Source organism: Nocardioides sp. ChNu-153 (assembly GCF_030466625.1).
Classification (GTDB): Bacteria; Actinomycetota; Actinomycetes; order Propionibacteriales; family Nocardioidaceae; genus Nocardioides.
Window position 1 is genome coordinate 500347 of record NZ_JADEVT010000001.1, and the last position, 19862, is coordinate 520208.

At 73.3% G+C, this 19862-nt stretch carries 27 protein-coding genes; 20 read left to right on the top strand and 7 right to left on the bottom strand.

Translation table 11 applies throughout. The annotated features are described in order from the left end of the window. Both rlmB and INN71_RS02470 read left to right on the top strand, forming a co-directional pair. On the top strand, positions 1–960 hold the full coding sequence (rlmB, locus tag INN71_RS02465) for a 23S rRNA (guanosine(2251)-2'-O)-methyltransferase RlmB (protein WP_277500850.1): 960 nt from the start codon (positions 1–3) through the stop codon (positions 958–960). Next, positions 957–2615 (top strand): metallophosphoesterase, encoded by a 1659-nt coding sequence (locus tag INN71_RS02470; RefSeq protein ID WP_277500849.1) that lies wholly within the window; start codon positions 957–959, stop codon positions 2613–2615. The genes rlmB and INN71_RS02470 overlap by 4 nt, the downstream gene beginning before the upstream one ends. Before the next feature lie 33 nt (positions 2616–2648). Here the strand turns inward: INN71_RS02470 and eis are convergent, their stop codons facing one another. Together eis and INN71_RS02480 are read right to left on the bottom strand one after the other, a co-directional pair. Then, the gene (gene eis, locus INN71_RS02475; RefSeq protein ID WP_301799400.1) at positions 2649–3884 is read right to left on the bottom strand and encodes an enhanced intracellular survival protein Eis; all 1236 of its coding nucleotides are present in this window, start codon (positions 3882–3884) and stop codon (positions 2649–2651) included. A gap of 9 nt (positions 3885–3893) precedes the next feature. After that, the gene (locus INN71_RS02480) at positions 3894–5147 is read right to left on the bottom strand and encodes a DUF4032 domain-containing protein (protein ID WP_301799401.1); all 1254 of its coding nucleotides are present in this window, start codon (positions 5145–5147) and stop codon (positions 3894–3896) included. A gap of 143 nt (positions 5148–5290) precedes the next feature. Between INN71_RS02480 and INN71_RS02485 the strand changes: the two genes are divergently transcribed. Next, positions 5291–6364 carry an alkene reductase gene (locus INN71_RS02485; protein WP_301799402.1) on the top strand — a complete coding sequence of 358 codons (1074 nt, stop codon included), beginning with the start codon at positions 5291–5293 and terminating at the stop codon, positions 6362–6364. A 340-nt stretch (positions 6365–6704) separates the two neighbouring features. On the opposite strand, the gene INN71_RS02490 is transcribed toward INN71_RS02485, so the two are convergent. Further along, complete coding sequence (locus tag INN71_RS02490; protein WP_277500845.1) at positions 6705–7994, bottom strand: HNH endonuclease signature motif containing protein; 1290 nt, start codon at positions 7992–7994, stop codon at positions 6705–6707. Between the two features lie 422 nt (positions 7995–8416). On the opposite strand from INN71_RS02490, the gene xerC reads away from it, so the two are divergent. Beyond that, positions 8417–9664, top strand: a complete 1248-nt coding sequence (gene xerC / locus INN71_RS02495) for a tyrosine recombinase XerC (protein ID WP_301799404.1) — start codon at positions 8417–8419, stop codon at positions 9662–9664. Positions 9665–9674: 10 nt separating this feature from the next. Here the strand turns inward: xerC and INN71_RS02500 are convergent, their stop codons facing one another. From INN71_RS02500 to INN71_RS02515, 4 genes are all read right to left on the bottom strand, one after another. Then, on the bottom strand, positions 9675–10091 hold the full coding sequence (locus INN71_RS02500) for an ImmA/IrrE family metallo-endopeptidase (protein WP_301799406.1): 417 nt from the start codon (positions 10089–10091) through the stop codon (positions 9675–9677). A gap of 72 nt (positions 10092–10163) precedes the next feature. Continuing rightward, on the bottom strand, positions 10164–10760 hold the full coding sequence (locus tag INN71_RS02505) for a hypothetical protein (RefSeq protein WP_301799408.1): 597 nt from the start codon (positions 10758–10760) through the stop codon (positions 10164–10166). After that, complete coding sequence (locus tag INN71_RS02510; protein WP_301799409.1) at positions 10753–10971, bottom strand: type II toxin-antitoxin system HicA family toxin; 219 nt, start codon at positions 10969–10971, stop codon at positions 10753–10755. The genes INN71_RS02505 and INN71_RS02510 overlap by 8 nt, the downstream gene beginning before the upstream one ends. A 29-nt stretch (positions 10972–11000) precedes the next feature. Continuing rightward, complete coding sequence (locus INN71_RS02515; RefSeq protein WP_301799410.1) at positions 11001–11534, bottom strand: hypothetical protein; 534 nt, start codon at positions 11532–11534, stop codon at positions 11001–11003. 652 nt (positions 11535–12186) lie between these two features. On the opposite strand from INN71_RS02515, the gene INN71_RS02520 reads away from it, so the two are divergent. From INN71_RS02520 to INN71_RS02595, 16 genes are all read left to right on the top strand, one after another. Then, complete coding sequence (locus tag INN71_RS02520; RefSeq protein ID WP_301799412.1) at positions 12187–12957, top strand: BRO family protein; 771 nt, start codon at positions 12187–12189, stop codon at positions 12955–12957. After that, positions 12954–13166 carry a hypothetical protein gene (locus INN71_RS02525; RefSeq protein ID WP_277500837.1) on the top strand — a complete coding sequence of 71 codons (213 nt, stop codon included), beginning with the start codon at positions 12954–12956 and terminating at the stop codon, positions 13164–13166. Before INN71_RS02520 ends, INN71_RS02525 begins: the two co-directional genes overlap by 4 nt. 460 nt (positions 13167–13626) lie before the next feature. Beyond that, the gene (locus INN71_RS02530; protein WP_277501133.1) at positions 13627–13869 is read left to right on the top strand and encodes a hypothetical protein; all 243 of its coding nucleotides are present in this window, start codon (positions 13627–13629) and stop codon (positions 13867–13869) included. A 110-nt stretch (positions 13870–13979) separates the two neighbouring features. Next, positions 13980–14483 (top strand): hypothetical protein, encoded by a 504-nt coding sequence (locus INN71_RS02535; RefSeq protein ID WP_277501132.1) that lies wholly within the window; start codon positions 13980–13982, stop codon positions 14481–14483. 112 nt (positions 14484–14595) lie between these two features. After that, complete coding sequence (locus INN71_RS02540) at positions 14596–14865, top strand: hypothetical protein (RefSeq protein ID WP_277501131.1); 270 nt, start codon at positions 14596–14598, stop codon at positions 14863–14865. Then, positions 14862–15260, top strand: a complete 399-nt coding sequence (locus INN71_RS02545) for a hypothetical protein (RefSeq protein WP_277501130.1) — start codon at positions 14862–14864, stop codon at positions 15258–15260. The genes INN71_RS02540 and INN71_RS02545 overlap by 4 nt, the downstream gene beginning before the upstream one ends. Next, a complete protein-coding gene (locus INN71_RS02550; protein WP_277501129.1) occupies positions 15235–15576 on the top strand; it encodes a hypothetical protein in 342 nt (113 codons plus the stop codon). The genes INN71_RS02545 and INN71_RS02550 overlap by 26 nt, the downstream gene beginning before the upstream one ends. After that, positions 15573–15872, top strand: a complete 300-nt coding sequence (locus INN71_RS02555; RefSeq protein ID WP_277501128.1) for a hypothetical protein — start codon at positions 15573–15575, stop codon at positions 15870–15872. The genes INN71_RS02550 and INN71_RS02555 overlap by 4 nt, the downstream gene beginning before the upstream one ends. A gap of 136 nt (positions 15873–16008) precedes the next feature. Further along, positions 16009–16275, top strand: coding sequence for a hypothetical protein (locus tag INN71_RS02560; protein ID WP_277501127.1), 267 nt, complete (start codon positions 16009–16011; stop codon positions 16273–16275). Positions 16276–16283: 8 nt separating this feature from the next. Beyond that, positions 16284–16814 carry a hypothetical protein gene (locus INN71_RS02565; RefSeq protein WP_301799417.1) on the top strand — a complete coding sequence of 177 codons (531 nt, stop codon included), beginning with the start codon at positions 16284–16286 and terminating at the stop codon, positions 16812–16814. Continuing rightward, positions 16807–17007: a hypothetical protein gene (locus tag INN71_RS02570; protein WP_277501125.1), complete on the top strand. Its 201-nt coding sequence runs from the start codon at positions 16807–16809 to the stop codon at positions 17005–17007. The genes INN71_RS02565 and INN71_RS02570 overlap by 8 nt, the downstream gene beginning before the upstream one ends. Continuing rightward, entirely contained in the window at positions 17004–17225 is a 222-nt protein-coding gene (locus INN71_RS02575; RefSeq protein WP_277501124.1) for a hypothetical protein, read from the top strand. The genes INN71_RS02570 and INN71_RS02575 overlap by 4 nt, the downstream gene beginning before the upstream one ends. Next, positions 17222–17449: a hypothetical protein gene (locus tag INN71_RS02580; protein WP_277501123.1), complete on the top strand. Its 228-nt coding sequence runs from the start codon at positions 17222–17224 to the stop codon at positions 17447–17449. Before INN71_RS02575 ends, INN71_RS02580 begins: the two co-directional genes overlap by 4 nt. Further along, positions 17446–17652, top strand: a complete 207-nt coding sequence (locus INN71_RS02585) for a hypothetical protein (protein ID WP_277501122.1) — start codon at positions 17446–17448, stop codon at positions 17650–17652. Before INN71_RS02580 ends, INN71_RS02585 begins: the two co-directional genes overlap by 4 nt. Next, entirely contained in the window at positions 17649–18083 is a 435-nt protein-coding gene (locus INN71_RS02590) for a DUF4326 domain-containing protein (RefSeq protein ID WP_277501121.1), read from the top strand. The genes INN71_RS02585 and INN71_RS02590 overlap by 4 nt, the downstream gene beginning before the upstream one ends. 83 nt (positions 18084–18166) lie before the next feature. Beyond that, positions 18167–19849 carry a DUF87 domain-containing protein gene (locus tag INN71_RS02595; protein ID WP_277501120.1) on the top strand — a complete coding sequence of 561 codons (1683 nt, stop codon included), beginning with the start codon at positions 18167–18169 and terminating at the stop codon, positions 19847–19849. Positions 19850–19862 lie beyond the last annotated feature (13 nt).

A 19862-nucleotide genomic window follows, 5' to 3' on the forward strand; every position in this document is an offset into this window, starting at 1 on the left:
ATGGCGGGCAACTCGCAGCGCAAGGGCGCGATCAAGAAGACGGGCAAGGGCAACCCCACGGCGGGGTCCGGCGGGCGCGTGCGCCGCGGGCTCGAGGGCAAGGGCCCGACGCCCCGGGCGGAGGACCGCCCCTACCACAAGGCGCACAAGGCGAAGAACGCCGCGCAGCGCTCGTCGAGCCCGGGTCGTCCGGCGCAGCGGCGCCGCGGCAGCAGCGACGCCGAGTGGATCGCCGGGCGCAACTCGGTGGTCGAGGCGCTGCGCGAGGGCGTGCCCGCCACGGCCCTCTACGTCGCCGAGGGCGCAGAGCGCGACGGTCGGCTCCGCGAGGCGTTCGGGCTCGCCGCCGACCGCGGGATGGCCATCGCCGAGGTCTCGCGCACCGAGCTCGACCGGCTCACCGGCGGGGCGGTCCACCAGGGCATGGCGGCGCGGATCCCGTCGTACGAGTACGCCCACCCCGACGACCTGCTCGACCGTGCCGACGAGATGGGGGAGCCGCCGCTGATCGTGGCCCTCGACTCCGTCACCGACCCGCGCAACCTGGGCGCGGTCATCCGCTCCGCGTCGGGCTTCGGCGCCCACGGCGTGCTCATCCCCGAGCGCCGCGCCGCGGGCATGACGGCCTCGGCGTGGAAGACGTCGGCCGGTGCGGCGGCCCGCATCCCGGTGGCGCAGACGGTCAACCTCAACCGGCAGCTGAAGGCGTACGCCGACGCGGGCCTGATGATCGTCGGCCTGGCCGCGGACGGCGACGTCTCCCTGCCCGACCTCGAGCTGGGCGACGGCCCGCTGGTGGTCGTCGTCGGCTCCGAGGGCGCGGGCCTCTCGCGGCTCGTCAAGGAGCACTGCGACCAGCTGGTGTCGATCCCGATGGCGGGCGACCTGGAGTCGCTCAACGCCGGTGTCGCGGCCTCGGTGGCCCTCTACGCGGTGAGCCAGGCGCGGGCCTCGGCGTGACCGTGAGCGTGGCCGCGTCCCCCCGGCGACGCTGGTGGCGGCGGCCCGGGGCCGTCGTGGCGGTGGCGCTGGCCGTCGCCACGTGGGCGGTGGTCGCCGCGGTGGTCGCCGTCGTCCTGTTCCTGGGGAGCAGCCGCGAGACCGTGGTCGCGGGCCACGACGCCGTCGTGCGCCCGACCTTCGACCCGTACGCCGTCATCCGCCCGGGCGCGCTGCTGCCGGACGTGCGGGTCCCCCTCGACAGCCGGGTCGGCGTCGACCTCGAGCTCGGCAAGACCGAGGTGACCTCGACCGACGAGCTGGTGCAGCGCTACGCCTTCATCGCCTCCCAGCCGGAGGGCCAGGTGGAGAAGGTGACGGGCCTCGTCACCGACATGGCGCTCTCGGCCGCCCTGCGCGGCGCGGTGGTGGGCGCCGTGCCGGTCGCCCTGTGGCTGCTGCTGGGCCCGGTGCGGCGGCGCCAGCTGCTGCGGGGCGTCGCGAGCTGGCGGGGCGTGGCGGTCGTGGCCGCGGGCGCGACCGCGGTCGTGCTCCTCGTGCAGCCGTGGGACCCCGACGCCGCGACGACCGCGCAGGCCCAGGAGGAGGACACCTGGCAGGGCCTCGGCGACTTCCTCGGCGACGCCGTGCCGCTGCCCGCCGAGGCGCAGGCGGTCGAGATCCGCCAGGACGTCGTGACCGCGCAGACCCGGCGCCTCGTGGAGAGCGCGATCTCCACCTACGACACCTCGCTGGAGTTCTACTCCGCCGCGGCGGAGGAGGCCGCGGAGCTCGAGGTGCGGCAGCCGGAGGAGGACGAGACCGTCGTCGTGCTCGTCTCCGACCGCCACGACAACATCGGCATGGACCCCGTGGCGCGGGCGATCGCGGACGCCGGCGGCGCCACGGCCGTCTTCGACGCCGGCGACGACACCTCGACGGGCCAGCCGTGGGAGGCGTTCAGCCTCGACTCGCTGCAGTCGGCGTTCGGCGACCTGGAGCGCTACTCGATCACGGGCAACCACGACAACGGCGACTTCGTCGGGGACTACCTCGCCGACGCCGGGTGGGAGCGCCCGGTCGACGGGGAGGTCGTCGAGGGCCCCGGCGGGGCGACGCTGCTGGGCGTCGACGACCCGCGCTCGAGCGGCCTCGGCAACTGGCGCGACGAGACCGGGCTGAGCTTCGGCGAGGTGCGCGACCTCGTCACCGAGGCGGCCTGCGAGGCCGACGAGCGCGTCGCGACCCTGCTGGTGCACGACGCCGCGCTCGGCCGCGACGCCCTGGCGCAGGGCTGCGTCGACCTGGTGGTGGGCGGGCACATCCACGTCCGCTCCGGCCCCACCGCGGTCGAGGGCGCCAACGGCGAGGTGGGCTACACCTACACGAGCGGTACGACGGGGGGTGCGGCGTACGCGATCGCGGTCGGCAGCAAGCCCCGCCGGCCCGCGGAGACCACCCTCCTCACCTACCGCGACGGCCGCCCCGTGGGACTGCAGTGGGTGGTGCTGCAGACCAACGGCCGCTTCGACGTGGGGGAGTACGTCGAGCTCGACTACGCGCCGACCACGACCGGCGCCGACGGCGAGCCGACGGACGTCCCGACCGAGGTCCCCGAGCAGCCCGCGGCCCCGGAGGACACGGCCGGGCCCACGGACGACGGCGCCACCGGCTGAGCCCGGGCCCGACCGGGTGCGACGCGGCGCGGCTCAGAAGTAGTCGCGCACGTGCACCTGCCGCCCGCCGAACCAGGCGGCGAGCAGCGCGTCGTGCGTCGTCGGGCCCTCGAGGTGGCCGGCGACCCGCAGGTTCGCAGGGCCCTGCGCGCCGGCGTACAGCAGGGAGAGGCCGGCGACCGTGAGCACGGGCGCGGTCGTGGACGTGGTCGCCTCGACCTCCGCGACGCCGTCGGCCACGCGCAGCCGCCAGGTCCCGTCGACGAGGCCGAGGCGGTCGCCCGTGACGGCGAAGGTGGCCTCGCCGTCGACGGCGAACGTGCGGGGCACGAGCGCGCCGGGCACGTCGAGCAGGCGCAGCATGTAGGGGTGGCTCTCGACCCGCTGCCAGGCCAGCGAGGGCAGCACGAGCCGCGCCGTGTCGGGGTCCGAGGTGTGCAGCCGCACGCGGCCCGTGACCGACGAGAACGAGCCGATCAGCCGCCACAGCGCCCGCGCGGCGTCGGGGGTGAGCGCGACGAGGTCCTCGACCTCGAGCACCCGGTCGGCGCCGTAGCCGGTGCCGCGCTGCCATGCGGCGTACCCGACGACGCGCGGGCCGTCCGGGCCGTCGGTCTCCACCAGGCTCACGCCGGTGACGTCGTCGAGCAGGGTCTCCTCGGCGAAGAGCGGGCCGCGGCGGGTCAGCGGGCCGTTCTGCTGCGACGCCCACGCGTCGTACGCCGCGGTGAGGGCCGGCAGGTCGCCCGGGCGGGCGCGGCGCACCGTGACCGACGGCGCAGGGCGGACCCCGGCGAGCTCGGCGGCGGGCAGCTCGACGGTGTCGAAGGAGGTGGCGAGCTCGTAGCCGAACCCGCGGTAGATGCCCGGCGCGGTCGGGAACAGCGTGCTGACCGCGGCCCCGGCGGCGGCCGCCTCGCCCAGCGAGCGGCGCAGGAGCTCGGCGAGGTGCCCGCAGCCCCGGTGCTCGGCCGCGACGACGACGCCCGCGAGACCGCAGGTCGGCACGGCGGCGCCGCCCCACCAGGACGTGTAGTCGTGGGTGCGCACCCGCGCCACCATGCGCGGGCTGCCGTCGGCCGGGTCCGGGTCGGCCGCGTCGAAGGTCGCCCACATGCCGACGCCGTCGGGCCAGCTGCCGGGGGCGGGCATCGGCGGCGGGGTCGCGCCGGGCGGCATCGTGCCGAACGCCTCGGCGCCCAGGGCGCGGGAGGCGGCGGTCACCGCCTCCGGGTCGTCGGGACCGAGGCGACGCACGTCGAGGGTCATGCGGGCAACCTACGGGGCGCCGACGGCCTCGCTCGACCCGGTTTCCGTCGCGGCGACGGCCTCCTCGGGCCGCCCGGTGAGCACGGTGTCGATGTAGTCGCGGGCGGTCGCGAAGATGTCGACCTCGTGGCCGGCCTGCTCGGAGAGGTACCACCGGTGCTCCAGCACCTCGTGGAACACCTCGGCCGGCTCGAGCCGGCCGCGGACGTCGGGCGGGATCATCGCGACGAGCGGCTCGTAGACGTCGTTGAGCCACTTGTGGGCCACGAGGCTGCGGTCGGTGCCGCCGAGGCCGAAGTGGGCCGTGAAGGCCGCGATGTCGTTGAGCAGGCGGCGGGCCTGGGCGTCCTCGACGGAGAGGCCGGTGAGGGCCTGCAGCTCGCGGCGGTGGTGGCCGGCCTCGACGACGCGCGGCTGGATGCGCACCCGGTCGCCGTCGTAGTCGGTGACGATGTCGAGCTCCTCCACGTCGAACCCGAGGGCGTTGAGGCGCTCGACGCGCTGCTCGATGCGCCACATCTCCTCGGTGCCGAACTCCTCCTCGCCGGTCAGCTCGTTCCACAACGCGTCGTAGCGCTCCTGCAGCATCGTCACGACGCTGCGCGGCTCGAAGTTGGCGGACAGCGAGCCGGCGGCCTGGAGGTCCATGAGCTCGGCGAAGACGTTCTGGCAGCCCACCTCCACGTCGTACTCCCGCAGGCGGGGGGACAGCGGGGAGCGCCACTCGCCGGTCTCGGCGTCCACCAGGTACGCCGCGAACCCGCCCGCGTCGCGGCGGAAGAGCACGTTGGAGAGCGAGACGTCGCCCCAGTAGAACTCCTGCAGGTGCAGCCGCACGAGGAGCACGACGAGGGCGTCGACGAGCGAGGGGACGTCGTCGGTGCTGGCGCCGTGGGAGAAGAGGCTGCGGTAGGGCAGCGAGAAGCGGAGGTGGCGCGTCAGCAGGGCCGCCGGCAGCGGCTCACCGTCGGCGGCCGTGCGGCCGGTGACCACGGCCTCGGGCGTCACCGACGGCAGGCCGGCGCGGCGCAGGTCGCGCAGCAGGCGGTGCTCGCGGAAGGCGAGGGGCTCCTGGGTCTCCTTCACCGCGTACGTCGCGGGCGGGCGGCCGCCGCGGCCCGGCAGCTGCACGATGCGCACGACGTGGCGCGAGAGGCCGCGCGGGAGCGGGACGACGTGCTCGGTCCACTCCTCCAGCGGGGTGGACCACGGCAGGGTGACGAGCGCCGGATCGGGCCGGTTCGCGACGATGCGCAGTGCCATGGCAGGACCTCCGCGGGCGACCCTACGCCAGGCGCGCCGGCGGGGGCGTGGGTCGCTGGGTCGGTCGAGCGGGGGGTGTGACGCGCACCGCAGTCGAGCGCGGACCGGAATGCGGCCGGGGCGCCCGGCCGTTCCAGCCCCTCGTGGACCTCTTCACCCCCGTCGCCCTCGGCGAGCTGCGGCTCGCCAACCGCGTGGCCCTCGCGCCCCTGACCCGCATGCGTGCCGGTGCGTCCGGCGTGCCCGGGGACCTGCTGGTCGAGCACTACGCCCAGCGCGCGGGCCTCGGCCTGGTCGTCACCGAGGGCACCTACCCCCGTCCCGCGTCGCAGGCGTTCGTCGGCCAGCCCGGCATCGTCACCGACGAGCAGCAGGCGGGCTGGGCTCGTGTCGCCGACGCGGTGCACGAGCGCGGCGGGCAGATCGTCATGCAGGTGATGCACGGCGGGCGCGTCACCCACCCTGACGTCAACGGCGGCCGTCGCGTGGAGGCGCCCAGCGCGATCGCGATCCAGGGCTCGGTGCACACCGAGAACGGCAAGCAGCCGTACCCGGTGCCGCACGCCCTCACCGTCGCCGAGGCCCACGAGGTGCGCGACGACTTCGTGGCCGCCGCCCGCCGCGCCGTGGCCGCCGGCCTCGACGGCGTCGAGGTGCACGGGGCCAACGGCTACCTGCTGCACGAGTTCCTCTCGCCCGCGGCGAACGTCCGCGACGACCAGTACGGCGGCAGCCCCGAGAACCGCGCCCGCTTCGTCGTCGAGGTGGTCACCGCCGTCGCCGAGGCCGTCGGTGCCGGTCGCGTCGGGCTGCGGATCTCGCCCGAGCACGGCATCCAGGACGCCCTCGAGCCCGACCGCGACGACGTGCTCGCGACGTACGGCGCGCTGCTCGACCAGCTGCGCCCGCTCGGCCTGGCCTACCTGTCGGTGCTGCACCGCGAGCCCGCGGGCGACCTCGTGCAGGAGCTGCGCCGCCGCTTCGACGGCCCGCTGATGGCCAACAGCGGCTTCGGGACCGTCACCACCCGCGCCGAGGCGCTCGAGCTCGTCGAGGCCGCCCACGCCGAGGTCGTCGCCGTCGGCCGCCCGGCCATCGCCAACCCCGACCTCGTCGAGCGCTGGCGCCACGAGCACCCGGAGAACGAGCCCGACGCGTCGACGTTCTACGCCGGCGGCGCCCGCGGCTACACCGACTACCCGACGCTGAGCGCCTGAGGGGCCGCGAGGTCTGAGCGCCTGAGCGCCTGAGCGCGGCGCCGTGTAACGCGGTGTCCGGGCGTCTGCACACGCGGTAGACCGCGTGGGAAGACGCCGGGACACCGCGTTACTGCTTCCCGCGGCGTTCCTACGATCGTCTCGTGGTGGTCGAGATCGTGGTCCGGACGGGTCAACGCCATGCCCGGCGGTGCGGTGGTTGAGGTAGCCGCGCGGCAGTGCGGTGGTTGAGGTGGCCGCCCCGGCGGCCCTCGAAACCACGTCAGGTTCCCGGGCGTGGTTTCGAGGGGTTGCCAGAGCAACCCACCTCAACAACCGGGGGTTCGGGCGCGCGGGTTGATCAGACGCGCCGGGTGAACCTGAGCTTGCCGGTGCCGAGTGTCTCGGTGAGGTACGTCGGGTCGTGGGCGACGCGGTGGTGGCGCCAGCACAGCAACCGGCCGCGCGTCACTGATGTCCCTCCTCCGCGTGACCAGGGGTCGTCGTGGTGGGCCTCGCACCAGTGCGGTGGTGCGTCACAGTCCTCGGCGGTGCAGCCGCCGTCTCGCAGGATCATCGCGATCCGCTGGGGTCTGCTGTGGAACCGGGAGGCGCGTCCGAGGTCGAGCACCTCGCTCCTCGTACCCAGCACCGCCGGTACGAGGTCGGCGTTGCAGGCGAGGCGGCGTGCTTCGCCGGGCGAGATGCGGTGGCCGGTGTCGAGCGACGCCGCGGCAAGGCCGCCGGTGAGGGTGTCGACCTGCATGGTCACGACGACCGTCGCGCCGGCTCCGGCGGCGTCGGGGAGGTCGACGTCGCGCATCCGCTCGATGAGCTCGAGGAACGCCTGGCCGCGGCGCTCCCAGGACGGGCGCGGGTCCGCCACGCGTTCACTGGCGTCGGCGGCGTCGTCAGTAGCCTCATCGCGGCGGAGGTGGTGACGTCGCGGCGACGCGATCGCGTCGAGCATCTTCGCGAACATCGCGCCGTGCATCTCCGGCACCGTGAACCGGCCGTGGACGCAGCCCTGACCGTCCTCGCGCATCGTCAACCGGATCTTCGCGGCGGCGTCGCGTTCCTCCTGCGCCAGCAGCTCCGCCTCCCGGGCTTCACCCACGGCGGGGGCCACGATGTCCAGGATCCGACGGCCCAGGAGCCGCAGGGCCTTGGCGTCGTGACTGGCTGCGAAGCCGACCAGTGCCTGTTCCGCCTGGACGAGGACGTCGGCGTCGACCTCGGCCTGGCCCGAGCCCGCCTTCAGGTCGTCGAGCGCCCGCGCGATCACCTCGGTCTGGCTGGGCGAGACTGCGCCGGAGGAGCCCGCGGCGGCGAGGGCGGCGTACTGCTCCTCGGCGGCGACCGCGGTGCGCACCCGGCGGTGGGCCTCCGCCCGCGAGACACGGGTGGCGTTCGCGAACCACACCGCTGTCGACGGCGCCCCCGTCTGATCCTCGACGCGCACCTCGCTGGCGTGGGCCAAGAGCCGCGACTGCAGCGCGGCGAGGCGGTTCGCGGCTCGCTCGAGCTCGACGAGGGCCGTGCCGGTCTCGGCAGGGCCCAGCGTCAGCAGACCGAGCTCGAAGCCGTCGTCGAGATCCTCGTCGAGACGCGCGACGACCCCGGCCAGGGGGTGCAGCGTCGTCTCGGTCATGAGTCCATGACACCAGGGACCACCGACATTCCTGGGTCCGAGCGACGCTTCTCCAGAAGTTGCATTTGCGCAGTTCAGACGGCGTGTGTGGCTAGCGACGACTTGGTGCACTCACGCGTGCAGGTTGCGACGACTCGCCATCCCACCGCGTCCAGTTTGCGACGACTCGGCGTACCCACGCGTGCAGCTCGCGACGACTCGACGCACGCGAGCCGGGCGCGCGGCCCGCGACGACGCGTCGCCAAGGAGGATGGAGCCGGTGACAGGATTCGAACCCGCGACATCTTCTTTACAAGGTAGAGACCCCGGGCCAGAATGAAGCGGCCATAGGCCGCTGACCTGCACAAACAGGCCGGGGCCCGCCGGTCCTAGGGGGTCCACATGGCTGTCAGAATGGCTGTCATCGGGCGTACGATGAGACCGTGTCCAGGAAGAAGCCACAGGCGTACGGCGACGGGTCGGTCTACCAGCGCGCCGACGGCCGCTGGGTCGCGACCATCGAGGCCGGCTACACCGCGTCCGGCAAGCGCCGCCGGGTCACCGTCACCGGCAAGACTGAGCCTGAGGTCCGTCGCAAGCTGCGCGACAAGAAGGCCGAGATCGCCGCGAACGCCGGCCGCATCACCGACGCCGCCAAGGCCCGGATGACGGTCAAGCAGTGGACCGACGAGTGGCTGACCGAGCGCCAGACCACCGTGCGGCCGAAGACCTACGAGAGCGACCGCTGGGCGGTCCGCAACTACGTCGTCCCCACCATCGGTGCCGAGCGGCTCGTCGACCTCGCTCCGCGCGACGTGCGCCGCGTCGCGGCCAAGACCCGGGCGAAGGCCGGCGACGCCAGCGCGCTGCGGGTGCAGCGGTGCCTCGTGAAGTGCCTGCGCGACGCATCCGAGGAGGGCTACCCGATCACGCCCGGCATCTTCGCGATGAAGGCACCCTCCCAGCCCGTCACCGACCGCCAAGCCCTCGACACCGCGCAGGCCGTGGCCGCGCTCGCGCACGCCCGCGACCTGCCCGGCGGGGTCCGCTGGTTCGTCGCCTTCTACCAGGGCCTGCGCCAGGGCGAGGTCCTCGGCCTCACCGAGGACTCGATCGACTGGGTCGCCAACACCCTCACGATCGACTGGCAGCTCCAGCCCCTCACCTACGCCGACAAGCAGGACCGCAGCCAGGGGTTCGTCATCCCCGTCGGCTACGAAGCGAAGCGGCTGCGCGGGCGGTTCCACCTGGTACGCCCGAAGTCCAGCAAGGGCTACCGCGTCATCCCGATGGTCCCCACCGTGCGCGCTGCGCTCGAGACGTGGCTCGACGACCCGGCCCGGCCACGGAACCCGTGGGGGCTGCTGTGGTGCCGTGAGGACGGGTGGCCGATCGACAAGGCCGACGACTCCAAGGTGTGGCGGGCCCTGCAGGACGCCGCGAACGTGAAGCACCCGTCGGGGCGGCACTACTACGGCCACGAGATCCGGAACACGACCGCCACGCTGCTGCTCGAGGCGCGCGTCGACCCGGTCATCATCACCGCGATCCTGGGCCACTCCTCGATCGTCACCAGCCGCGGCTACATGACCGCCCGCTCGGACGCGCTCACCGCCGCGCTCGAGGGCGTCGAGGCCGCGTTCACCTCGCCCGCCGACGCACCGCCCGAGCTCAACGCAGGGGAGGGCTGAGAGGCGCCTGCTACTCGTCGCCCAGCATCAGGATCGCGTCGGCCATCCGCGCCTGGTAGTAGCCGGCCTCGCTCGTCGTCAGGGCGCTCAGCCGCACCTCGAGGATGATGGGGTCGACCCACAGTTCCTCGGCGGCCCGCTCGTAGTCACCGCGGTACCAGATCAGCGCGTCGCACAGAGCCCGAATGGAGGGGACCAGGAGCCTGGCAACTGCCCGGTCGACCTCGAGCTCCTCCGCCATGTCGCTGCACAGCGACGTCGGCCCCCGGCGGGCGTGCTCGACCTCGTGAGCAACGGTGCACCGCCGTTCCTCGAACGACATGTCGGCGTGGAGCGTGATGGTGCGGGTGTCGTGGCACGTGTAGCCGTAGGTGTCGCCGTCGAGGGGGAGCCACCGCAGCTTCCACGACGGGCCCAGCTCCCGCATCCTGTGCCACGGATTGAACCGCGTCGTCGACCCCCGCATGAGGGACGAAAGTAGGCGGGGCCGCCGACAGTCCTAGACCGTGACCTTCGCGCTGGCCAGGTTGCCGACCATCAGCCGGCCGACCGTCATGTCCATCGTGAGACCGAGCGCCTCGAACGACTCCCAGCCGTGGCCGGTGCGGTCATCGGTGGCGACCTGAGTGCCGAACACCATGCTGTCGGCCACTGCCGCGACGACCACGACGTTGTCGCCGCGAGGGTCGAGCTGCTCGACGACCCACCCCAACGTGTCGCTCGACAGGCAGCAGACGTACGTCACGACACCAGTCGCGTCCGGCTCGTGGGTCCGGAGCTGGTCGATGGCGTTCTCGTCCTGCAGCATCCGCTGCACCCGGTTGCCGGCCACGACGCGGGCCTCCGGCTGGTCATCGGTCTGCCACCGGATGACGTACTCCTGCCCGCGCACATCGACTCCGCGGACCTGCCAGTGCCCAATCACGTTGGTCGGCGTCCGGTCGGGCAGCGCCCGGACGAGGTCCTGCTGGTACTCCCGCGCCGCGACCACGTCATCCGGGTAAGCGGCCACCCAGCCGGGCAGCTGGGGGCTCGTCGCCGACCGCCCGTACTCGCCCTCGTCGGTCATGAACACGTGCACACGTCGATCAGGCACGCTTCACCACCTCCTGGGCCTCCTCGAGCGTCAGTCCAACCTGCTTGACGAGGATACTGCGCACCAGCGCTGGGCCTAGCCCCTTCGTGTGGATCGCGAGCGTGATCGGCGGGTGGGTCGGCGACTTCAACCGCTGATGCGAACCGGCGCCCCGGACGACGACATACCCGAACTCGCGCTGCAGCAGACGCATCAGGGTCTTGGGGCTCATCTCGCCGAACCCTGGCGCCAGGGGAGGCATCAGTCCGGGTCCTGCTCCCGCCGGCCCTTCGGGCCCCGCCCAGGCCGCTTCCGTGCGGCGCGGCGGGTGGCGCGGTCGAGGTAGGTGAACGCCTCCTGCCCGCCGGGTTCGTCGATGCGCAGCTTGGCGGCCGCGGCGGCGCTCTCGAAGTCGGAGTCCTCCCGCAGGAGGCCCGCGACGATCGCGAGCGCCGCCGGCGACAGGCCGGAGACCTCAAGCTCGCGCCGCTGGGGGAGCGTCAGCCCCTCCAGCAGGTCATCGAGGTTGGTAGCGCGGGCCTCGTCCGCGTTCTTGGTGGCGGCGGCACTTCCTGCATGTGCCCCACCTCCCTCCGTCTCGGCAGCGAATGAAGCAGTCGGGGCGGAGATCCCCCCGACGAACTTCACGCGCCGGCTGGCCACGAACTCCTGCACGCGGGGAAGGTCTGTCCGCACGGCCTCGCTCAGCTGCTCCCAGCTGATGTCGGTGAGGCGGACGATCTTCTCCATGTCGTCGGGCTGGATCGTCGACTCGCAGTGCTTCCAAGCGCTCATCAGCGAAGTCGAGATGCCCAACATCCCCGCCATCTGGCCCTGTTTGGGCTTCAGGGGGTGGCGGCTCGACCAGTCCTCCAGCAGGGCCCAAACGGCACCTGGCTGCTTCGTGGTCGGTCGCATGGCTCGATGCTCCTCGCGGGCGTTGCTCGGGCGCAACGCGGCCGGACACAGGGTCCAGCGACGCTGACGGAATTTGTGGACACCACAAGGTAGCGAACAACAGACCCGTAATTCGACGCGGCGGCGCAGTTTCAGGGCGCAGGTCGGCTTTGAGACTTGACGAGTGGACACTGCCGTTGAAAACTATGTCCGACAACGCTGGACACACAGACCGACGGAGACGTACCGTGGCGACATCGCCCCAACCCATCCCACTGCCGGAGATCTACATGCTCTTGAAGGACCGAAAGCAGCTCGCGAAGCTGATGGTCATCCAGGGGGTCTCGGCGCGACAGCTCGCCAAGGTCGCTGGGTGGCGGTCGCACTCGTACATGAACCGCCTCCTGGCTGGACAGGTGCGGTCGCTTTCGACGGACCCGGCTCTTCGGATCGCGAACCACCTCGGCGTGGGCGTTGACGATCTTTTCCTGGTCCGAGTTTCCAACGACGCTGGCCGAAACGTTCAGCAGCCGCAGCGGAAGGCATCCTGATGGCCATCTTGACCGCGTACTCGTACGCGCAGCACGAGGTCCGCACGATCTCGGTCGACGGGGAACCCTGGTTCGTCGCAGCCGACGTGTGCGCAGTCCTCGAACACAGCAACCCGAGCATGGCCGTCGCTGGCCTCGACGACGACGAGAGGGGTCTAAGGAGTGTTGAGACCCCTGGTGGCGCCCAGCAGCTCGTGTGCGTCAGCGAGGCGGGGCTCTACTCGCTGATCCTGCGGAGCCGCAAGCCGGAGGCCAAGGCGTTCAAACGGTGGGTCACCCACGACGTCCTCCCCGCCATCCGCAGGACCGGTCGCTACGGCTCCGACGTCGAGATGCTCGCGGCGCTCCCGTCGTCGAAGCTGCTGGCCCTCGCGGCCCAGGCCGCCGAACGCGCCGAGGCAGCGGAGGAGCGGGCCCGCGAGCTCGAGGCCCCCGCCGGCGCATGGAAGGACCTGTCCGCCGCCGAGGGCGACTTCACCGTCTCCGACGCAGCGAAGCTGCTCCGGCGCGCGGGCATCGTCACCGGCCCGCGCCGCCTCTACTCGTGGCTGGCCGACAACGGCTGGGCCTTCCGCCGCGGCGGGCGGTGGCAGGCGATGCAGACCGCGGTCAACGCCGGCTGGCTGGTCGAGCGCGTCACGTCCGGCTACTTCGACGAGAAGACCGGCGAGCGCCACCAGGGCGACCCGCAGATCCGGGTCACCCCGAAGGGGCTGGAGCGGCTCCGGGCCGTGATGGGGGAGCGGGCGCTGGCGGTGGTGCCGTCGTGAGCGTCGCGAAGCCGAAGCTCGCGTACGACACCGCCGAGCTCATCGAGGCGACCGGACTGTCGAAGGACACGATCGATCAGGCGGTCGCGACCGGCCGGCTGCGAGCGAAGAAGTCGGGCGTGAACAAGAAGACGGGGGAGCCCGCCGGCAAGCGGGTCTACCTCGAGGAGGACGTCCGCGACTTCCTCCGATCTCTGCTCAGCGCCTGAGGGCGCACCACACCTGCACACCCACCAGGCCCCGCGACGACACGGGGTCTCCTCGGCCACGGCTCATACCCGTGACCGAGGGCGACGGTTCCCGGCTCCGGCCGGACCCCGACTGAGGGACGCGTACGAACGGCGCCTTCCCCTCGACCGCGGGAACTCAACAGCGAGAAGCACCACCCGATACGGGACGCCCCGACCACTGCGGCTACGCGGGGCGGTCGCCACACCCGTCGAAGGACCCCGGTCGCAGGGGATTCCGACGGAGGCAACGGGGTGGAGCACCGGGTTCGCCGCCCGGTCCGGCGCGCTGCAGCGCCAGCACGGAGGACGCGGTAGGTCCCGCGTCGGTCCGTGCACCCCAAGAACACAGCCCCCGCCCCGCACACCAGGTGCGGCGCCGGCCCGCGACCGAGCGGGGGCGCAACGAACCTTCCCCCATCTAGGAGCCCAGGAGCACCGCATGACGAACCAGCAGATCGACGACGACGAGCTCGAGGCCCAGACCCTCGCCACCTGGATCCAGAAGAGCGGCGGCCTCAGCGACTCCAGCTACCTGGAGGGCGTGCACCAGACGTGCCTTCTGCTCAGAAAGACCTCCCTCTGGAACAAAGTGGCGCAGATCCTGGTCGACCGCGGCGTCCTGACGCTGGACATGCGGAGGTGGACGAGCGGCATCGCCCCCGACGCGGACGACGGCTCGTGATCGCCCCCGGCACGAGGCTCGCGGCGCTGCCCGGGTCTCGGGTGGTTCACCTGTACGACGGGCCGCTGCCCGTCGACGGGCGCCGCCTTCCCGGGCGGCCGGTGTGCCGGGTGCGGACCCGGGACCGGCTGCTCGAGGTGGGCCAGTCGCGGGTCTCCGATGACAGTCCGCGGCGCGCGTGCCGGACCTGCTCGGCCGTCGCCTTCGCTGGGCCGGGTGTACCGGCCGCCCGCGACGCCGCCGCTGAGGAGTACCGAGACATCGCCGTCCGTGACCTGCTCCTCGCGCTGCTCTTCGCGCGGACCCCGGAGAACGTCGACAGGGTGCGGCTCGTCGCGTTCGTGGTCCTCGGCGGCGTGGGCGGCCTGATGCGTCCCATCGAGGTGCCCGGGTACGGCGGCTCGCTCTACGACCTGCTCATCCGGCGCCGCGCCGACTCGGTCACCGCGTCGCTCACCGCGGCCGAGCGCGCCGACCGCGTCGCGCTGCGCCAGCAGGAGACCGCCGAGCGCGCCGAGATCTACGACGCCGCCCGCCGCGAGGAGTCCGACCGCCGCCGCGCCCGGTGGCTCGAGAAGCAGGACATCTTCGCCGGCTTCAACCTCGCCCGCTGACCCCGCCCCAGACACGAAGCGGGCCCGTCCCCTACCTCCGCGTACCGGCTCGCACCCGCCACGCGCAGGGATCCCAGGAACGGGCCCACCCGACAGCCCAGGAGGCTACGCGATGCACGACCTGACCGAATGGCTCGCAACGCTGTGGGCGGTGGTGTGGGCCCTCCGCTGGTGGGTCCTCGTCCTGACCGCCGTCGTCGTCTGCTTGCTCATCGTCGCCGGACCGCCGCGTCGGGAGCGGCGCCGGATCCGGCGCTCCAACCAGCTGCACGAGGCAGCCCTGCGCCGCGCGGTCGAGCGACGCGCCGCGCAGGCGGGTCTCCCGCCGTATACGCCGCCAGCCCGCGGCCGCCGGGCGAAGCGGACGGCGGTGCAGGCGTGATGGAGCACCGGTTCGTCGTCGACGTCGACCGTGACGAGGTCGTGCTGACCACCTCGTTCGCGACCCTCGGCCACCTCATGCTCGCCGCGAAGGACCACGGCCCGGCCGGCGCCCTCGACGTCACCTTGCAGCCCTACGGCGAGGTGTCGATGCGACTCACCCCCACCCAGGCCCGCGCCATGGCCCACGCCTGGGACGCCGCCCGCCGCACCGGCACGTACGCCGGCCCGCCGCGGCCGCAGCACGCCAACGAGGCGCCGCTGCTCCAGCTGCACGCGGCGCTCGCCGCCCACCACGGCGCACCCCGGCCGGCCGGCCAGCCGATCCGCGCCGTCGTCATCCCGTTCCCGACCTTGCAGGGGAGTGATCATGTTGACCGACACCGACCAGCTTGAGCTCGACCTCTCGCCGCTGGTCGAGCCGGAGTACGCCGCCGGCCTGACCCTCGCGGAGCGGTTCGAGGTCTTCCACGCCACGAACCCCCACATCGCGGACGCCCTGGAGCGCCTTGCCGCGCAGTGGCTCGCCCGCCACCAGAAGGTCGGCGTGAAGGCCCTCGCGGAGCAGCTGCGGTGGCGCACCGGCGTTGAGACGACCGGCGAGCCGTGGAAGATCAACAACTCGCACGTCGCGTTCTACGCCCGGGTCCTCATCGCCCGGCGCCCCGAGTGGGCGGACGCGATCGAGACCCGCGTGCAGAAGGCCGTGTGAGCCCCGCCGCCCAGCGCGGGATCTGGTGCCGCGAGCCCGGCTGCTCGGTGCGGATCCACTTCGCGAACCACCACGCCACCGGCCGTGCCGTCCCGCTCGAGGTGAAGGACCGGCCCCCGTTCACCCAGGAAGCGACCGGCGCGCTCGTCGTGGTCGCCGGCCAGGCGTGGCGCGTCGAGCCCCTCGTGCAGCACTTCATGGCCCGCTTCGAGGTCACCGAGCCCAAGGCCCGCGAGCTCGTCGCGGGCTACCCGCACCACCGCGTCCACACCCACGGCCCGGCAGGGGAGTCGTGATGCCGCCCTGCCCACGCTGCGCCGGATGCCAGGCGGCCGCGATCTCCCCGGTCGACGGGCTCCCGGTCTGCGCCCGCTGCTACATGCACGACGTCGCGCCGGCCGAGCACGGCCCGTGCCCCAGCCGGACCCAGCCGTGAGCGACCTCGCCGCGTTCCGCGACCACGCCCGGGCGATGGCGGCCAAGACCGGCCACGACCTCGCACACCTCGCGTCCTGGTCCTGCCTGGCCGCCCGCCACGACGGGTGCGACCTCGGCCACGACCGGTGCCCCTGCCCCTGCCACGAGCCGCACCGCACCCCCATCCCCACCGACACCCAGCGCGAGCAGTGGACCCAGCTCGCGGATGAAGCCGACGCCCGCCTCGCCCGCGCCCACGAGCCCGCGCTGTTCGACCCCTAGGAGACCCGATGACCGCACCGGCCCCCGACCTGCCCGCCGTGACGCTCACCGACGAGGAGCGCGGTCTGATCGCAGGGACCATCGACTCCTGCACCGTTTGGGAGACGGTCGAGGCGGTCGAGGAGACCGTCGAGCGCATCGTGGCTGCTCGTCTCGCCGCCCAGCCGGTCGCCCCGGCCCCCGACCGCGACGCGCTGGCCGAGGCGCTCCGTGACGTCTTTCGGGGCGACGAGTACGAGGAGAACGCCGCAGCCGCAGCAGGTGAGGGCGAGTGGTCCTGGTTCGCCTGGCTCGCGGCGACCGCCGGAGTGGACGCCGTGCTCGACGCCCTCGCTGCCCGTCCGGCCCCCTCGGGTGACGCCGACCTCGCGGCACGCGTGCAGGAGCTCGCCGACGAGTGGGACGCGCCCTACGACATTGGCGCGTTTTCCACCCCCGACGCGTACGAGGAAGCCGTCCGCGACTGCGCTGCCCGCCTCCGCGCCCTGCTCGCTGACCAGCCCGCCGCCACCCCCGAGGGAGGCGCGTCCGATGGCTGACGCGATCCGCAACCCGAAGCGCGGCAAGGCGCACCGCTCGACCCTGCACCCGAATGCCCCCGCCAGGTCCGTCGGACAGACGGCGTGCGGGAAGTACGCGCGCGACATGACCGAACACATCGACGTCGAGCGCACGGCGCCCGAAGATCGCTGCAAGGCGTGCTGGCCCGAGGGCACGGAGAGCGACCGATGAGCGAGGAGCGGCACCCCGTCGTGATGTGCGACGGCCAGGACGGCTGGTGCGGCGTCGTCGAGCTCGACCACACCCTCGGCGGCATCGGACGCCTCGTGGGCAGCGGGACCCAGCTCCCTGAGGGATGGACTGGCGCACGCCCGGGCGACAGGGGCGAGCACTACTGCCCGTCGTGCAGCGCCGAGCGCGCCGCACCTGCGGGCGGGACGCGGCCGTGATCGTCGTCGAGTTCCGCGACATCGCTGACGTCGCTCGCCTCATCGACGGCCTCCTCGAAGCCGCCACCGCAGCGGAGCCCACCGCGCCGATGGTGGCCCGCGCCTACACCGACCTGTCGAACCGCGTCGCCGACGCGCTCGACGCCCTCCCCGCCCCATCCGGCTTCCGCGCGCAGGTGGAGCTCGCGCGCGCCCGGCGGGCCGAGTCCAGGAGCACGACTTGAACGACGCCACGATCGCGGTCCGCACCTGCGCGGACACCACGCCGACGGCGGGCCCGCAGAAGCGCGACACCGGCCACGTCACCCACGGCTGCAGCCAGCCCCGGGGCCACACGGGCGCCCACCACTGCGGGACGTGCGGGATCCGGTGGGCGCCGAAGAAGCCGCGGCCGAGCTACCACGACAACCACCCCTTCCGCCTGTGACGGCCCGGAAGCGGATCCAGCGCCAGCGCACGAAGGGATGGCGGATGCCCGAGGGCGCGGTCTACGTCGGCCGAGGCTCGAGGTGGGGCAACCCGTTCAAGGTTGAACGCGTCCCGAACTGGCCCCGGTGGGCCAGCTCCGCGCCCTGGCAGGTCGTCACACCCGACGGCCGCCGATGGGAGCAGGACGACGACCGGAAGGTGATCGTCGGTCGCGCGGCCGCCGACGCCCACCGCCACCGCCGGGCCGTCGAGCACGCCGTCGAACTGTTCCGCACCCACATCGGCCCGATGGGCAACTACGAGTACGACGACGAGACGCTCGCCCGCCTCCGTGTCGACCTGGCCGGCCGTGACCTCGCGTGCTGGTGCCCGCTGAACCAGCCGTGCCACGCAGACGTGCTCCTCGAGCTCGCCAACGGCACCCACTGACCCATCCCGCCCGCTCGCACCGGGCGCACCACCACGCGGGCCACCGGTCCCACCCGACACCAGGAAGCGGCACCATGACGAACATGCCCCCGACACTCGACGGCCTGCGGATCTCCGAGTCGCTCACCCTGCCGCTCGAGGCGGTGACGGAGACGTTCGCGATCCTCGCGAAGCGCGGCAAGGGCAAGACCAGCACCGCGGTGGTGATGGTCGAGGAGATGACCGCCGCCGGCCTCCCGGTCGTGGTCATCGACCCGGTCGGCGTGTGGTGGGGCATCCGCTCCGACGCCGCCGGCACCGGCCCGGGCGTGCCCGCGGTCATCTTCGGCGGCGACCACGCCGACGTGCCCCTCGAGGAGGGCGCCGGCGAGCTGGTCGCCGACGTGATCGTCGAGGGCCGGTTCCCCGCGGTGCTCGACATGTCGGGGCTGTCGAAGTCGGCTGCACGCCGGTTCATGGCGCCGTTCCTGGAGCGGCTCTACCACCGCAACCGCGAGGCGCTGCACGTCGTGGTCGATGAGGCCGACGCCTACGCCCCGCAGCGCACCCAGGCCGACGGGGCCCGGCTCCTCGGGGCGATGGAGGACCTCGTGCGCCGCGGCCGCGCCCGCGGGATCGGCGTCACCCTCATCACCCAGCGCCCCGCCGTGCTCAACAAGGACGTCCTCACCCAGGCGGAGGTACTCATCGCGCTCGGCATGACCGGGCCCCGCGACGTCGCCGCGATCGACGAGTGGGTCCGCCTCCACGCCGACGAGGACCAGGCCGCAGAGGTGAAGGCGTCGCTGCCGTCCCTGCCGGTCGGTACGGCGTGGGTGTGGTCCCCGGGCTGGCTCAACCTGCTGGAGCGGGTCCAGGTCCGCCGCCGCACGACCTTCGACTCCTCAGCCACCCCGACGCCGGGGGAGCAGCGCCGCACCCCGACCAGGCTCGCCGACGTCGACCTCGCCGCGCTGGGGGAGCGGATCACCGCGACCGTCGAACGGGCCAAGGCCGACGACCCGAAGCAGCTGCGCGCCCGGATCCGCGACCTGGAGCGGGCCCTGGCCGAGGAGCGCGCGAAGCCGCGGGAGGTGGAGCAGGTCGAGGTGCCGGTGCTGGACCCCGCCCACGTCGCCGACCTGCACGAGACGCTCGAGCCGGTCCGTCGGCAACTGGAGCACCTGGCCCGCACTCTGGACGCCCTCTCGGCGCCCCGCCCGGCGGCCACGGCTACGCCGCGGACACCCCGCCCGGCGGCGGTGCCCGCGCCGCGCGCCCCGGCCGCCGTCAGCCCCACCACCGACGTCCGACTCCGGTCCGGCGCCCACCGCATGGTCGAGGCCCTCGGTCGGATGGCGCCCCTCCGGCTCACGAAGAGCCAGTGGGGCGCCGTCGCCCGGCTCAAGACCTCCGGCGGCACCTGGTCGACCTACCTCTCCGACATCCGCCGAGCGGGACTCCTCGACGAGTCCCCGGCCGGCTACACCCTCACCGACGCCGGGTTCGACTACCTGGGCGGCCGCCCGGCGCCCATGAGCGCGACCGAGCTGCAGGACCACTACCGCAGCGTGCTGCGCGAGGGCGCCCGGAAGATGCTCGACGCCCTCCTGGCCGCGCACCCCTCGGCCATGACCCGCGACGAGCTCGGCACCGCCGCCGGCATCGCCACCACCGGCGGCACCTTCTCGACGTACCTGTCGGACCTCGTCCGCAACGGCCTCGCCGAGCGCCGCGGTCCGGAGGTCACGGCCACCGACGTCCTCGTGTACGGCGCGGACCAGTGACCCTTCCGCGCTG